Genomic DNA, 14,275 nt, shown 5'->3' with positions numbered 1-14,275 from the left:
ATCGACAAGCAAGATCAGCGCCGTAACGACGCCTGATGCTGGGCCACCAGGTCGGCCATGCTGTTGATGCAGTAGTCGGCGGCGCAGGGTTGCGGGTTGCGGCTGCCGGCACGGCAGATCAGGCACAGGCCCGCCGTCGCTTGCGCCACGGCGGCCGGCGGCCGGGTCACCTGGAGGATGTCCTGGGCCCGCAGGTCGTTGTCCGCCAGCCACTGGCGATCCTGCAACGGCTGGCTGGCCAGGGAGATGAAATCGTCCTGGGCGATCCCCAGCCGCTCGCACAACAGCGCGCGATCCTCGGCATCGCGATCGCCCTGCACCAGCAGCCGATAGAACTTGCGCAGGTACAGCATCGCCCCCGGCGCATCCTCGAACAGAGACCAGCCCGCCACCGAACGGGCGAAGCTCATGCCCTCCTCCCAGGACGCCTTCAGGCCCCAGCGTTCGGCCAGCTGGCGATGGGCGAAACACAGCAGGCCGCTGAACCCCAGCTCGGCGAAGCGCGGGTACAGGCCCCGCACCGTCTCGGCGAACTCGCCCAGCACCTGCTCCTTGTCCGGTTGCCCACGGCGACTGTCGAGCAAGGGTTGCAAGGCCGCCCAGACCCCCGAGTCACGGTCCACCAGGACCGCGTCGCAGTCGATCAGCAACGCACGATAATCAGTCAGCCCCATGGCGTGTACAGCCTCCTATGATGCGTTCCATCGATCCATGCTCCAAAAATGCCCATCGGTGGCGCCCGGCAGCCCGGCGCCGACCGGGGCATCAGCTCAGTTCAAGACTCGTGCCAGCGCGGCATCGAGAATCGCCAGGGCTTCGTCGATCTGCTCGGGAGTTGTTACCAGCGGTGCCAGGAAGCGCAGGACGTTACGGTGCACCCCGCACTTGATCACCAGCAACCCACCCAGGCGCGCCTGGTCGATCAGCCGTTGCGTCAACTCGGCATCGGGGCTGCGCGCCGCATCGTTCTTGACCAGTTCCAGCGCCAGCATGAAACCGCTGCCACGCACATCGCCGATGCACGGGTACAGCCTCTGCAGGCTCAGCAACCCTTCGCGCAGGCGCAAGCCCAGCGCCACGCCACGGGCCAGCAACTGTTCCTCTTCGTAGGCATCCAGCACCGCCAGCGCCGCGGCGCAGGCCAGGGCGTTGCCGCCGTAGGTGCCACCGAGGCCGCCGGGCAGCGGCGCGTCCATGATCTGCGCCTTGCCCACCACGCCGGACAACGGCAAGCCACCGGCCAGGCTCTTGGCCACGGTGACCAGGTCCGGCTGGATATCGGCGTGCTGGAAGCCGAACCAGCTGCCGGTGCGGCCGAAGCCGGTCTGGATTTCATCGAGGATCAGCACGATGCCGTGTTGCGTCGCCAGGGCGCGCAAGGCCTGGAGGAACTCCGCCGGAGCGGCGAGGAAACCGCCGTCGCCCTGCACCGGTTCGATGATGATCGCCGCCACGCGCTCGGGTGCGACCTGGGTGGCGAACAGCTCCTGCAACGCCTGCAGGGCCATCTCGCTGCTGACCCCGCGATAGGCGTTCGGGTACGGCGTATGGAACACCTCGGGGGCGGTGCCGAAGTTCTGCTTGTACGGCTGGCTCATGCCGGTCAGCGTGCTGCCGAGCAAGGTGCGGCCATGGAAACCGCCACGAAAGGCGATCACCGCCGAACGCTGGGTATGGGCGCGGGCGATCTTCACCGCGTTCTCCACGGCCTCGGCGCCAGAGGTGAAGAATGCCGCCTTGTAGGGCTCGGCGCCGCCGATCATCTGGCTCAGGCGCCGGGCCAGGTCCAGGTACGGTTTGTAGGCCACCACCTGGAAGCAAGCGTGGGAGACTTTCTGCAACTGCGCCTGCACCGCCGCCACCACCCGCGGGTGGTTGTGGCCGATGTTCAACACGCCGATCCCGCCGACGAAATCCAGATAGCGCTCGCCGTCCACGTCCCACACCTGGGAGCCCTCGGCGCGGTCGATGACCAGCGGATGGGCAGTGACCACGCCCCGCGGCACGAACTGATCGCGCTGCTGGAGCAAATGAGGTGTTTCGTCGACCTTGCTATTCATGGCGTTCCTCATACTGAGCCAGGCAACCGGGAAGCGGTTGCGATGGCTTCAGATTAAGGCTTCGGCGGAACCGACTTAGCCGAACTTGGCCCCTGAGAAATCCGGATCCACTGTTTTCACCCCGGCAAACGGCAGATTCCTTCAGCCCCGCCGAATCTGCCGGCCAGGGCCACGAAGCGCGCGGCACAAGGCGTTCGCACGCGGCCTTTCGACAGATCCTGCTTTGCCGTTGCGGCATCATGAAACCCACCCCTCCATCGATCAGGAACCGCCCATGGCCCTCCTCTATAAAGCTGACCCCGTGCGTGGCGAACACTGGCGAGCGCTGTTCGCCGAACAGGCCCCGGACATTCAATGGCGTGCCTGGCCGGACCTCGGCAACCCCGAGGACATCCGCTACCTGGCGGCCTGGCAGGCGCCGGACGACCTGAGCCTTTTACCTAACCTCGAGGTGCTGTTCGCCCTCTCGGCCGGGGTCGACCAGCTGGACCTCGCGCGCCTGCCGCCGGACTTGCCGGTGGTGCGCCTGCTGGACCCGGGCATCACCCGGGGCATGTGCGAATACGCCAGCTTCGCCGTGCTCAGCCTGCACCGCGACATGCTGCGCTACCGGCAGCAACAGTTCGCCCGCTGCTGGCAGGCGCACCTGCTGCAACCGGCGGCGCAACGCCGGGTCGGGGTCATGGGCCTGGGCCAACAGGCCCAGCAGATCCTCGCCACCCTGCGGCCGCTGGGGTTCGCCCTGTCCGGCTGGGCCCGCAGCGCCCATCGCATCGACGGCGTGCAGTGTTTCGCCGGCAACCAGCAGCTGCCGGCCTTTCTCAGCCAGTGCGACATCCTGCTGTGCGTGCTGCCCCTGACCGAACAGACCCAGGGCATCCTCGACCGCGAGCTGTTCCGCCAACTGCCCCGCGGCGCGGCGCTGATCAACATGGGCCGTGGCGGCCACCTGGTGGAGCAGGACCTGCTCGACGCCCTGGCCAGCGGCCAGCTCAGCGGCGCGGTGCTCGACGTCCTGCAACAGGAGCCGGCCCCGGCCGAACACCCGTTCTGGGATCACCCGCAGATCCTCCTGACCCCGCACATCGCCGCCATGACCCAGCCGGAAAGCGCCTTCGCCGTGCTGCTGGACAATATCCGCCGCCACCAGCGCGGCGAACCGATGCTCGGGCAGATCGACCGCAGCCAGGGTTATTGAAAGCCCCCGCGATCGTGTAGCCGCTGGCGCAGCCGTCGTAAAACCAGTGACAGCGGTGCGTCAGGGCTATCCAGCGTGCAGGTTTGGCGGGCTGGCGCCCGATCGCAGCCTTCGGCAGCGGCTACAGGGTTCGGCGTTTGGCGAAGAACGCAGCCCCCCCGCCCTCGCTGTAGCCGCTGGCGCAGCCTGCGATCGGCGGCGCAGCCGTCGCAAGACCGCTGACCGCGGTGCGTCAGAGCGATCCGGGACGCAGGTTTGGCGGGCTGGCGCCCGATCGCAGCCTTCGGCAGCGGCTACGGGGTTCGGCGTTTGGCGAAGAGCGCAGGAACCCCGCCCTCGCTGTAGCCGCTGGCGCAGCCTGCGATCGACGGCGCAGCCGTCGCAAACCGCTGACCGCGGTGTATCAGGCTGATCCGGGATACGGTTTAGGCGGGCGCCAGGTCAGAGCGCCGCCCGCCCCCGCAGCTACAAGACGGGGCTCAGAGCCTCTCGGCAATCGCCACGCCCACCTCCTGGGTCGAGGCCTGGCCACCCAGGTCCGGGGTGATCGGGCCCTGGGCGATCACTTGTTCGATGGCCTCGAGAATCCCGTCGTGGGCGGCGCGATAACGCTGGTCGCCGTTGCCGAGGAAATCCAGCATCAGCGCGCCAGACCAGATCATCGCGATCGGGTTGGCGATATTGCGCCCGTAGATGTCCGGCGCCGAGCCGTGCACCGGCTCGAACAGCGACGGGAAGCGCCGCTGCGGATCGAGGTTGGCCGAGGGCGCGATACCGATGGTGCCGGCACAGGCCGGGCCGAGGTCGGAGAGAATGTCGCCGAACAGGTTGGAGGCCACCACCACGTCGAACCGCTCCGGTTGCAGGACAAAACGCGCGCAGAGAATGTCGATGTGCTGCTTGTCCCAGCTCACCTGCGGGTACTGCCCGGCCATCAGCGCCGTGCGCTCGTCCCAGTACGGCATGCTGATGGAAATCCCGTTGGACTTGGTCGCCGCCGTCAGGCGCTTGCGCGGCCGGGTCTGGGCCAGGTCGAAGGCGTACCTGAGAATGCGGTCCACGCCACGCCGGGTGAACACCGACTCCTGCAGCACGAACTCATGCTCGGTGCCCTCGAACATCTTGCCACCCACCGAGGAATACTCGCCCTCGGTGTTCTCGCGGACCACCACGAAATCGATGTCCCCCGGCTCGCGCCCGGCCAGCGGGCACGGCACCCCGGGGAACAGCCGCACCGGGCGGATATTCACGTACTGGTCGAAGTCGCGGCGGAACTTGAGCAGCGAACCCCACAGGGAAATATGGTCCGGCACCTTGTCCGGCCAGCCCACGGCGCCGAAGTAGATGGCGTCGAAATCCTTGAGCCGCTCGAACCAGTCCTCGGGCATCATCCGCCCGTGCTCCAGGTAGTAATCGCAGTGCGCCCAGTCCAGCACCTCGATCTGCAGGTCCAGCTGCCACGTGCGCGCCGCCTGCCGCAGCACCCGCAATCCTTCTGGCAATACTTCCTTGCCGATTCCGTCGCCGGCGATGGCGGCGATCCTGAATGCCTTGCTCATGTCGCATGTCTCCTCGAAGTCGGTGCGGGCCGGTCACAGGCCGCCGATGTGGAAAGCCTTGATTTCCAGGTATTCGTCCAGGCCGTACTTGCTGCCTTCGCGGCCCAGGCCCGATTGCTTGATGCCGCCGAACGGCGCCACTTCCATGGAGATGATCCCGGTGTTGAGGCCGACCATGCCGAACTCCAGCGCTTCGCCGAAACGCCAGGAGCGGCGCAGGTCCTGGGTGAAGTAGTAGGCACCCAGCCCGTAGGGCGTGGCGTTGGCGATGGCCAGCGCCTCGGCCTCGTCGTGGAAGCGCATCAGCGGCGCCACCGGGCCGAAGGTTTCCTCATGAGCCAGGAGCATCTCGGTGCTGGCCTCGCCCAGCACCGTGGGCTGCACGAACTGGCTTTCGCCCTGGGGAATCCCGCCGCACAGCAGGGTCGCGCCCTTGCCCAGGGCATCGTCGATATGCCGGGCGACCTTGCTCACCGCCGCGGCATTGATCAGCGGGCCGATGCTCACGCCCGGCTCCAGGCCGTTGCCGACCTTGAGCTTGGCCACCTCTTCCACCAGGCGCTGGGCAAAACGCTGGTAGATGCCGTCCTGGACCAGGATGCGGTTGGCGCAGACGCAAGTCTGCCCGGCGTTGCGGAACTTGCTCTGCATGATCCCGGCGATCGCCTGTTCCAGGTCGGCGTCGTCGAACACCACGAACGGCGCGTTACCGCCCAGCTCCAGGCTCAGGCGCTTGATGTGCTCGGCGCTCTGGCGCATCAACAGGCGGCCGACCGCGGTGGAGCCGGTAAAGGAAATCTTGCGCACCGCCGGGTTGCCGGTCAGCTCTTCGCCGATCCCGGTCGGCATGCCCGTAAGCACGCTGAACACCCCCGGCGGAATCCCCACCCGCTCGGCCAGCACCGCCAGGGCCAGGGCCGACAGCGGCGTGAGGTCCGAAGGCTTGACGATGATCGGGCAGCCGGCGGCCAGGGCCGGCGCGCATTTGCGGGTGATCATCGCGTTGGGGAAGTTCCACGGGGTGATGGCCGCGCAGACCCCCACGGGCTGCTTGAGGGTCAGCAGGCGCCGGTCGCCAGCGGGCGCCGGCAGGGTGTCGCCGCAGATGCGCCGCGCCTCCTCGGCGAACCATTTGACGAAACCGGCGCCGTAGCGGATTTCGCCCTGGGCTTCGGCGAAAGGCTTGCCCTGTTCGGCGGTCATGATCAGGGCCAGGTCGTCGAGGTTGTCGAGCATGGCCTGGTACCAGCGCTCCAGCAGCTGTGCCCGCTCCGCCGCCGGGCGCGCGCGCCAGGCCGGCCAGGCGCGTTCGGCGGCGGCGATGGCCAGGCGGGTCTGCGCGCCCTGCAGGGCCGGCACGCGGGCCAGGCATTCGCCGCTGGCCGGGTCGAGCACCGCCAGGGTCGCACCATCATCGGCGGCCACCCACTGCCCGTCGATATAGGCCAGTTCCACCAAGAGGCTTGGGTCTTTCAAACGATTCTTGAGCATGGTCGAGTCCTGTTCCGAGACAGCCTCCAGTCTAAGCAGGCGCCACAGCCCAGGATGCTGAAAGCGCCGGGCCGACAGCGTCGGATGCTGAAAAACGCGGCGGCGCAGCAGGCTCTACCGAGCACATGAACAGCGCCCTGTAGCCACTGGCGCAGCCGTCGCAAAACAGATAACCACGGTGCGTCAGATCGATCCGGGATACAGGCTTGGCGGGCTAGCGCCCGATCGCCGCCTCCGGCAGCGGCTACAGGTGACCGCTCAACGTTTCAGGGAACCCAGCAGGCCTTCGAGAAAACGCTGGCCGGCGTCCATCTGGCTGACCTCGATAAACTCGTCGGGCTTGTGCGCCTGCTCGATGGAGCCTGGGCCGCAGACCACCACCGGGATGTCCAGGCGCTGGCTGAACAGACCGCCTTCAGTGCCGAAGCCGACCTTGGCGTAGCCGGTGCCCGGCGCGGCGAAGGCGTGGAGCAAACGCACCGCCTCGACACTCGGATGGGTCTCCAGCCCCGGGTAGACATTGAGGGTTTCGATCTCGATGGCCGCCACCTCGGAGACCTTGCGGGCCTCGCGCACGATCAGCTCGGCGCGTTCGCGCATCTGTTCGAGGAACTGCTCGAGATCGTCCGCCGGCAGGTTGCGCACCTCGAAATCCAGGGTGCACAGGTTCGGCACTATGTTCAGCGCCTTGCCGCCGCCGATCTGCCCGACGTGCACGGTGCTGTAGGGAATGTCGTAGTCGGCATCGCGCGCGCCCTGCTCGCGCAGACGCTGCTGGCTGTCGCGCAAACCGGCGATGAAATCGCAGGCCAGGTGAATCGCGTTGGCCGCCAGCGGTGCCAGGGAGGAATGCGCTTCCTGGCCACGGCAATAGGCGCGGTACGACCCCTTGCCCTTGTGCCCGAGCACGAACTGCATGCGCGTGGGTTCGCCGATCAGGCACAGGAACGGCCGCACCGGCGCCAGGTGCAGCACGTCCAGCAGGCGGCGCACGCCGACGCAACCGATTTCCTCGTCATGGGACAGCGCCAGTTGCAGCGGCCGGCTCAAGGTGCTGTCGGCGGCATCGAGCATGGCGTCTATGGCCAGGGCGATAAACCCCTTCATGTCGCAGCTGCCGCGCCCGTAGAGGCGCCCTCCTTGCTCGGTGACCTGGAACGCCGGCAGGGTCCAGGCCTGGCCGGCGACGGGCACCACGTCGGTATGCCCGGACAGCAGGATCCCCGGCAGCTCCCGCGGCCCGGTGCTGGCGAACAGGTTGGCCTTGCGCCCGCTTTCGTCCTTGACGATCAGCGACTCGATGCCCTTGCCCAGCAGCAGCTCGCGCACGTATTCGATCAGCGCCAGGTTCGACTCCGAGGACACGGTGTCGAAGGCGATCAGGCGCTTGAGGATCTCCAGTACCCGGGGTTTCATGAGGCCTTGCTCCGTTGTGCGGTTGTGCCGGCGAAGCGGCGAATCGAAAAGGGCTCGATCGGGGTGCTGGTGCTGCCAGTGGCGATCAGCTCGGCCATCACGTCGCCGACGCCCGGGCCAAGCTGGAAGCCGTGGCCGCAGAAACCGAAGGCGTAGTACAGGCCGTCGACCTGGCCACTGGGACCCATGATCGGCAGCGAGTCGGGCAGATAACCTTCGATGCCGCTCCAGACGCGGATGATGTTGAGGTTGCCGACGCCCGGCAGCAGCCGGCGCATCTGCTGGATCTGGTTGAGGATGCTGCGCGGTTCGACCTGGGCGCGCCGTGTGAGCATGTCCGGTTTGCTGCGGTAGCCGCCGCCGATGATGATGTTGCCGCGGGGAATCTGGCGGAAGTAGATCACCTCCTCGGGGATCTTGGTGTAGACCCCGATCACCGTCGGCAAGGCGTAAGGCACCGGCTCGGTGACCGCCATCTGCGGGCCGTTGGTGTCCAGCGGCACCGGCTCGCCAAACTGCTCGGAGAGTTTCTGGCCCCAGGCGCCGGCGGTGATCAGCAGGCGTTCGGCGCTGAATTGGCGGCCGTCGGTGGTGCCGACCAGGAACCCGCCGCCGACCTTCTGCACCTCGGCCACTTCGGTGCGCTCTTCGATCCGCGCGCCGGCGCGCACCGCCGCCCGGGCAAAGGCCGGGGCCGCCAGGCGCGGGTTGGCATGGCCGTCATGGGGGGCGTAGGAGCCGCCCTTGACGTCCGGCCCGAGGAACGGAAAACGCTCGTGCAGCTCGCGGCCACGATAGATCTTCAGGTCCAGCTGCCGAGCCTCCGGTGCCGCGGCATAGGCCTCGAGCTCAGCGATCTCGTCCTCGCGGTAACACACCCGCATATGGCCGCTGGCGATGAATTCCAGGTCGTCGTCGATCAGTTCCGGCAGGCGCCTCCACAGGGCCCAGGAACGGTTGGCCAGCTCCAGCTGGCCGAGATAACGCCCCTGGCGCCGCACGTTGCCGAAGTTCACCCCGCTGGCGTACTGGCCGATCTGGTCGCGCTCCAGCAGGGTCACCGACTGGCCGCGCTGGCGCAGGAAAAACGCCGCCGCCGAGCCCATCAGGCCGCCGCCGACAATCAGTACATCGGACTGTTGCACCGTCATGGCGTCACCTCCCCGGTGAGCATCGAAAGGGGCTTGACCGGGGCCTGGCCTCGCTGCCGGCCCACCTCCTGCACCGCGACCCCGGCCGCGGCGGCGATCACCTCGGCCCCGGCCTGGGAACAGTAGCGACCCTGGCAGCGGCCCATACCGACCCGGCTGAAGGCCTTGGCGCGGTTGACTTCGCAGGCGCCCTTCTCGCGCACCGTGCGCCGCAGTTCGCCGGCGCTGATCATCTCGCAACGGCAGACGATGGCGGTGTCCGGCAGCGCCTCGGCCTGGGCGCTCGGCCAGGGAAAGGCCTGGGCCAGGCCGAGGCGGAACTGGTCCATCACCGCCAGGGCCTGGCGCTGTTCGTCGCGTTCCGCGGCGTTGACCGGCAGTTGCAGATCCTCGAGCAGGGCCAGCGCCGCGAGGCGCCCGGCGTGTTCGGCGGCGTCGGCGCCACGAATCTTCGCCCCGTCGCCGGCGGCATAGACCCCGCTGACACTGGTGCGCCCGGCCTCGTCGAGCTCCAGCAGCCACTGGCTGGACGCCGGGTCGAAGGCCAGGCGGCAACCGGCAAGGTCGGCCAGCTGGGTTTCCGGACGCAGGTGATAACCCAGGGCCAGGGCATCGCACTCGACATCCAGGCTGTCGCCCTTGGCGGTCTTGACCTGCACCAGGCTGACCCCGCCCTGGGCATCGCCCAGCACCCGGACCGGCTGGATCCCCAGGTGCACCGGCACCCGGGCCAGGCACAACTGCGCCAGCAGCTTCATGCCGGTCCAGAGCAATCCCGGGCGCGCCAGCAGTTTCGGCAAGGCGGCGATGCGCTTGCCCAGCGGCGAGGTGTCGAGTACCGCGGCGACCTGCGCCCCGGCCTTGAGGTACTGGCTGGCCACCAGGTACAGCAGCGGCCCGCTGCCCATGAACACCACGCGGTGACCGATGGACACCGATTGCGCCTTGAGGGCGATCTGCGCGCCGCCGAGGCTGTAGGTGCCCGCCAAGTGCCAGCCTTCGAGCGGCATCAGGCGGTCGGTGGCGCCGGTGCAGAGGATCAGCGCGTCATAGTCCAGGGTGAAGTGCCGGCCCTGGCTGACGCAGCACAGCTGCCCCGGGGTCAGGTTCCACACCAGGGTGTCCGGGCGATAGTCGATGCGCGGGCGCAGGCGCTCGAAGCTGTCGTGCAGGGCCCGCGCCTTGTGCGCTTCGCTGCCGTACAGGGTGGCGTAGTCGCGGCGAAAACCTTCGGGCTGGCGGCGGTAGATCTGCCCGCCGTCGCGACGGTTCTCGTCGACCAGGGTCGGCACCAGGCCGGCCGACAGCAGGGTTTCGGCGCAACGGACACCGGCCGGGCCGGCGCCGACTATCACGACCCGCGGCGCCGCGCCGGACGCGATGTTCAGCCGTGCAGTGGCCATACCGCCTCCGGTTGTGTGGTGAGAATATCCAGGCCCTCGCGGACCTCGCTGGAACAGGCGCGCAGGCGTTCGCCGGCGCGGGTCCAGACCCAGCAGTCCTGGCAGGCGCCCATCAGGCAGAAGCCGGCGCGCCGGCCGGAATCGAACTCCGACTGGCGCAGGGCCGTCCCCTGGGTCAGCAACGCAACCATCAGCGTGTCGCCCTGCAACGCCTCGATCGGCGCACCATCCACCCACAGTCTGACCGGCGCCCGTTCGCGCTCGCCCAACCGTACAAAACGCCCCTTCATGCGTAGGCTCCCTCGGTCATGCCATTGAAGTTCTGTTGGCTCTGCAGCAACTCGCCGCTGTCGCGGTGGCAGAGGATCTCGCTGCCGCCGTCGATGGCGCGGCGGTTCGGCGCGGTGCGGTTGCACAGGCCGTCGATGCGCACCGGGCAGCGATTGAGGAAGGTGCACAGCTCCGGCACGTTGGCCTTGGCGCCGATCGGCGGCAGGCTGGCGCAGGTGCTGCCGCAGCTTTCCAGCCAGCCCTGGCGCAGCTCCGGCACCGAGTGGATCAGCAGGTCGGTATAGGGATGGAACGGCGCCTGGGCAAAGGCCGCGCGGCTGCCCGCCTCGACCTTGTGCCCGCTGTACATCACCACGATGTCGTCGCACAGCGCGCGCACCGTGGAAATGTCGTGGCTGATGAACAGGTAGGACACCCCCAGTTCCTGGCGCAGGTCGCGCAGCAATTCGAGAATCGCCGCCCCAACCACCGTATCCAGGGCCGAAGTCACCTCGTCGCAGAGGATCAGGTCAGGCTTGGCCGCCAGCGCGCGGGCCAGGTTGACCCGCTGCTTCTGCCCGCCGGACAGCTCGCTGGGCCGCCGGTCCGCGAGCTTGCGCGGCAGCCGCACCAGGTCCAGCAGTTCGTCGATGCGCTGGCGCAAGGCCGCGCCCTTGAGGCCGAAATACATCTTCAGCGGCCGGCTGAGAATGGCGCTGACGCTGTGCATGGGGTTGAGCGCGGTGTCGGCGTTCTGGAACACCATCTGGATCCGCCGGAACTGCTCGTCGGTGCGGCTCGACAGGCTACCGCCCAGGGGCTGGCCGTCGAAGCTCAGCTGGCCCAGGGCCGGGCTCAGCAAACCGGCCACCACCCGCGCCAGGGTCGACTTGCCCGAGCCCGACTCACCGATCACGCCAATGGCCTGGCCACGGCGCACGGTCAGGTCGATGTCCTCCAGCACGCGGATCATCGGCATGCCTTGCAGGTTCTTGTTGCCGTAGCCGGCGGTCAGGCCCTTGATGGTCAGCAGCGGCTGGTCCTCGGCGATATCGCTGGGCGGGCGAATGGTCGAGTCCGGGCGCGCCGCCGCCAGCAGGCTGCGGGTGTAGTCGTGGACCGGGCCCTCGAGCAGCGGCGCAGTGGCGCTCTGTTCGAGGATCTGGCCGCCGTTGAGCACCACGATCTGATCGGCCATCTGCGCCACCACCGCCAGGTCGTGGGACACATACACCGCCGTCGCCCCGCGTTCGCGCACCACCCGCTTGAAGGCCCGCAGCACGTCGATCTGGGTGGTGACGTCGAGCGCGGTGGTCGGCTCGTCGAGGATCACCAGCAGCGGGTCGCTGATCAGCGCCATCGCCGCCATCACCCGTTGCAACTGGCCGCCCGAGACCTGGTGCGGGTAGCGCTGGCCGATGTGTTCCGGGTCCGGCAGGGCCAGGTCGCGGAACAGTTCGATGGCCTTGGCCTCCAGGTTGGCGCGGCTGTCCAGGCCATGGATCAGGGCGCCCTCCACCACCTGGTCGAGGAGTCTTTTCGCCGGGTTGAAGGCCGCCGCCGCGCTCTGGGCGATGTAGGACACGCGATTGCCGCGCAGGCCCTGCAACTGCTCCTCGCCCAGGGCCAGCATGTCGTGTTCGCCGACCCGCACCACCCCGGACGCCAGGCGGCAACCACGGCGGGCATAACCCAGCAGCGCCAGGGCGATGGTGGTCTTGCCGGAGCCGGATTCGCCGATCAACGCCAGCACCTCGCCCTGCTCCAGGGCGAAGCTCACACCCTTGACGATCTCCACTTCGCCGCTCTCGCCGCCGGCGACCACCCGCAGGTCTTCCACTCGAATCAACTGGCTCATTTCAATGACCTCCCGGACGGCGGCTGCGGCGCGACGAGACCCTGTCGATGAACAGGTTCACGCCAATGGTCAGGGTGCCGATGGCCAGCGCCGGGATGACGATGGCCGGCGCGCCCTGGTTGAGGCCGCCGATGTTCTCGCGCACCAGCGAGCCGAGGTCGGCGTCCGGCGGCTGCACGCCGAGGCCGAGGAAGCTCATGCCGCTGAGCAGCAGGACGATGAAGCCAAAGCGCAGGCCGAGGTCGGTGAGCACCGGGTTGAGCATGTTCGGCAGGATCTCCACGCAGGCGATGTACAGCCGGCGCTCGCCCCGGGTGCGGGCCACCTGCACATACTCCAGGGCCTCGATATTCACCGCCAGGCTGCGGGCGATACGGAACGCCCCGGGGGTGAAGCTCAGCACCGCGGTGCACACCAGCAGCACCACCGAGGAGCCGAAGGCCGAGACCATGATCAGCGCCAGCATCTTGCTCGGGATGGAGATGAAGGCATCCATCAGGCGGCTGATGACTTCATCCAGCCATTTCGGCGCGACCACCGAGAGCAAGGCGCAGGCGGTGCCCAGGCCGCTGGCCAGGACCGCGGAAATCAGCGCCAGGCCGACGGTGAACCGCGCGCCCACCAGCACCCGGCTGAGCATGTCGCGGCCCAGGTAATCGGTGCCGAACGGATAGGCCGCGCCCATGGCGTCGAACACATTGGCGGACACCACTTCGCCCACCGGGTGCGGCGCCAGCCAGGGGCCGAACAGCGCCACCAGCAGCCACAGCACACACATCGCAGCCCCGGTCAGGCCGAGCCAGGACGGCCCGTGGGACACCTTGCCAAGCGCCAGGTCGGGCGTGGCAGGCGTCGACTTCAGCATGAGATTGCTCATTGGTTTCTCAGCCTCGGATTGGAAAGAATCGCGCACAGGTCGGCAATCAGCACCAGGCCCAGGTAGGCCGTGCAGAACAGCATGGTGCAGGCCTGGACCAGCGCCATGTCGCGGTTGGTCACCGCGTCGACCATCAGGCTGGCGATCCCGGGATAGTTGAAGATGGTTTCGACGATCACCACCCCGCCCAGCAGGTACGACAGGCTCAGCGCCACCGCGTTGGCAATCGGCCCGATGGCGTTGGGCAAGGCGTGGCGCAGCACGATGCGCACCGGGCTGACGCCCTTGAGCCGGGCCATTTCCACGTAGGGGCTGTCGAGCTGGTCGATCACCGCGGCGCGGGTCATGCGCGCCATTTGCGCGACGATGACGAAGCACAGGGTCATCACCGGCAAGGCGTAGGTGCGCAGGAACTGCAGCGGCGAGTGGGTTTCGCTGGCGTAGGACAAGGCCGACAGCCAGCCCAGGTTCACCGCGAACACCAGCACCGCCAGGGTCGCCACCAGGAACTCCGGCACCGCCACCAGGGCCAGGGTGATGAAGCTCAGGACGCTGTCCAGGCGCCCGCCGCGGCCCATGGCCGAGCCGATGCCCAGGGTCAGCGCCACCGGCACCGAGACCACCGCGGTCACCGCCGCCAGCATCAGGGTGTTGGGCACCCGCCCGGCCATCAGCTCGCTGACCGGCATGGCGTTGGACACCGAGGTGCCCATGTCGCCGGCCAGCAGGCTGAGCAACCAGTGCAGGTAACGCACCACACCGGGCTGGTCCAGGCCCAGTTTCAGGCGCAGCGCCGCCACCTGTTCCGGCGTGGCGAACTGCCCCAGGGCCTGTTGCGCCGCGTCCCCCGGCAATACCGCGGTGATGGCGAACACCACCATGGAGACGATCAACAAGGTCACGACCGCGGCGCCCATGCGCCGCCCGATCAACCACAGTGTGTTGCTATTCATCGCCCTTCCCTCCTGCCTTGCAGCTCCGACGGAACCCGC

General features: G+C 68.2%; 12 protein-coding genes. 1 reads left to right on the top strand and 11 read right to left on the bottom strand.

Annotated features, from left to right (window positions below; translation table 11 throughout):
* Positions 1-14 precede the first annotated feature (14 nt).
* Together NRG23_RS01900 and gabT are read right to left on the bottom strand one after the other, a co-directional pair.
* Positions 15-674, bottom strand: a complete 660-nt coding sequence (locus NRG23_RS01900; RefSeq protein WP_038632629.1) for a 2-haloalkanoic acid dehalogenase — start codon at positions 672-674, stop codon at positions 15-17.
* A 96-nt stretch (positions 675-770) separates the two neighbouring features.
* Entirely contained in the window at positions 771-2,060 is a 1,290-nt protein-coding gene (gabT, locus tag NRG23_RS01895) for a 4-aminobutyrate--2-oxoglutarate transaminase (protein WP_016705161.1), read from the bottom strand.
* 274 nt (positions 2,061-2,334) lie between these two features.
* Between gabT and NRG23_RS01890 the strand changes: the two genes are divergently transcribed.
* On the top strand, positions 2,335-3,258 hold the full coding sequence (locus NRG23_RS01890) for a glyoxylate/hydroxypyruvate reductase A (RefSeq protein WP_009049167.1): 924 nt from the start codon (positions 2,335-2,337) through the stop codon (positions 3,256-3,258).
* A gap of 479 nt (positions 3,259-3,737) precedes the next feature.
* Here NRG23_RS01890 and NRG23_RS01885 read toward each other — a convergent pair whose 3' ends face one another.
* The 9 genes from NRG23_RS01885 to NRG23_RS01845 all read right to left on the bottom strand — a co-directional run bounded on the left by NRG23_RS01885 (position 3,738) and on the right by NRG23_RS01845 (position 14,236).
* On the bottom strand, positions 3,738-4,817 hold the full coding sequence (locus NRG23_RS01885; RefSeq protein WP_257373573.1) for a tartrate dehydrogenase: 1,080 nt from the start codon (positions 4,815-4,817) through the stop codon (positions 3,738-3,740).
* Positions 4,818-4,850: 33 nt separating this feature from the next.
* Entirely contained in the window at positions 4,851-6,308 is a 1,458-nt protein-coding gene (locus NRG23_RS01880) for an NAD-dependent succinate-semialdehyde dehydrogenase (protein ID WP_124340237.1), read from the bottom strand.
* Between the two features lie 258 nt (positions 6,309-6,566).
* Positions 6,567-7,724 (bottom strand): acetylornithine deacetylase, encoded by a 1,158-nt coding sequence (gene argE / locus NRG23_RS01875; protein ID WP_009049170.1) that lies wholly within the window; start codon positions 7,722-7,724, stop codon positions 6,567-6,569.
* Complete coding sequence (locus tag NRG23_RS01870; RefSeq protein ID WP_028684084.1) at positions 7,721-8,875, bottom strand: FAD-binding oxidoreductase; 1,155 nt, start codon at positions 8,873-8,875, stop codon at positions 7,721-7,723. Before NRG23_RS01870 ends, argE begins: the two co-directional genes overlap by 4 nt.
* Complete coding sequence (locus NRG23_RS01865) at positions 8,872-10,278, bottom strand: NAD(P)/FAD-dependent oxidoreductase (RefSeq protein WP_257373572.1); 1,407 nt, start codon at positions 10,276-10,278, stop codon at positions 8,872-8,874. Before NRG23_RS01865 ends, NRG23_RS01870 begins: the two co-directional genes overlap by 4 nt.
* Positions 10,260-10,568 (bottom strand): (2Fe-2S)-binding protein, encoded by a 309-nt coding sequence (locus NRG23_RS01860; RefSeq protein ID WP_009049173.1) that lies wholly within the window; start codon positions 10,566-10,568, stop codon positions 10,260-10,262. The genes NRG23_RS01865 and NRG23_RS01860 overlap by 19 nt, the downstream gene beginning before the upstream one ends.
* On the bottom strand, positions 10,565-12,406 hold the full coding sequence (locus tag NRG23_RS01855; protein ID WP_257373571.1) for an ABC transporter ATP-binding protein: 1,842 nt from the start codon (positions 12,404-12,406) through the stop codon (positions 10,565-10,567). Before NRG23_RS01855 ends, NRG23_RS01860 begins: the two co-directional genes overlap by 4 nt.
* Position 12,407: 1 nt before the next feature.
* Positions 12,408-13,283 (bottom strand): ABC transporter permease, encoded by an 876-nt coding sequence (locus tag NRG23_RS01850; protein ID WP_257373570.1) that lies wholly within the window; start codon positions 13,281-13,283, stop codon positions 12,408-12,410.
* A complete protein-coding gene (locus NRG23_RS01845) occupies positions 13,280-14,236 on the bottom strand; it encodes an ABC transporter permease (RefSeq protein ID WP_009049176.1) in 957 nt (318 codons plus the stop codon). The genes NRG23_RS01850 and NRG23_RS01845 overlap by 4 nt, the downstream gene beginning before the upstream one ends.
* Positions 14,237-14,275: the final 39 nt, after the last annotated feature.

The sequence above is a fragment of the Pseudomonas sp. T8 genome (assembly GCF_024610635.1).
Lineage (GTDB): Bacteria > Pseudomonadota > Gammaproteobacteria > Pseudomonadales > Pseudomonadaceae > Aquipseudomonas > Aquipseudomonas chlororaphis_I.
The sequence above is the reverse complement of the archived record's forward strand: the minus strand, read 5'-3'. Positions and strand labels throughout refer to the sequence as shown.

What these genes read in the sequence shown, in the direction of transcription:
- NRG23_RS01900 (WP_038632629.1), bottom strand. Translation starts at nt 674, where the DNA reads ATGGGGCTGACTGATTATCGTGCGTTGCTGATCGACTGCGACGCGGTC.
- gabT (WP_016705161.1), bottom strand. Translation starts at nt 2,060, where the DNA reads ATGAATAGCAAGGTCGACGAAACACCTCATTTGCTCCAGCAGCGCGAT.
- NRG23_RS01890 (WP_009049167.1), top strand. Translation starts at nt 2,335, where the DNA reads ATGGCCCTCCTCTATAAAGCTGACCCCGTGCGTGGCGAACACTGGCGA.
- NRG23_RS01885 (WP_257373573.1), bottom strand. Translation starts at nt 4,817, where the DNA reads ATGAGCAAGGCATTCAGGATCGCCGCCATCGCCGGCGACGGAATCGGC.
- NRG23_RS01880 (WP_124340237.1), bottom strand. Translation starts at nt 6,308, where the DNA reads ATGCTCAAGAATCGTTTGAAAGACCCAAGCCTCTTGGTGGAACTGGCC.
- argE (WP_009049170.1), bottom strand. Translation starts at nt 7,724, where the DNA reads ATGAAACCCCGGGTACTGGAGATCCTCAAGCGCCTGATCGCCTTCGAC.
- NRG23_RS01870 (WP_028684084.1), bottom strand. Translation starts at nt 8,875, where the DNA reads ATGACGGTGCAACAGTCCGATGTACTGATTGTCGGCGGCGGCCTGATG.
- NRG23_RS01865 (WP_257373572.1), bottom strand. Translation starts at nt 10,278, where the DNA reads ATGGCCACTGCACGGCTGAACATCGCGTCCGGCGCGGCGCCGCGGGTC.
- NRG23_RS01860 (WP_009049173.1), bottom strand. Translation starts at nt 10,568, where the DNA reads ATGAAGGGGCGTTTTGTACGGTTGGGCGAGCGCGAACGGGCGCCGGTC.
- NRG23_RS01855 (WP_257373571.1), bottom strand. Translation starts at nt 12,406, where the DNA reads ATGAGCCAGTTGATTCGAGTGGAAGACCTGCGGGTGGTCGCCGGCGGC.
- NRG23_RS01850 (WP_257373570.1), bottom strand. Translation starts at nt 13,283, where the DNA reads ATGAGCAATCTCATGCTGAAGTCGACGCCTGCCACGCCCGACCTGGCG.
- NRG23_RS01845 (WP_009049176.1), bottom strand. Translation starts at nt 14,236, where the DNA reads ATGAATAGCAACACACTGTGGTTGATCGGGCGGCGCATGGGCGCCGCG.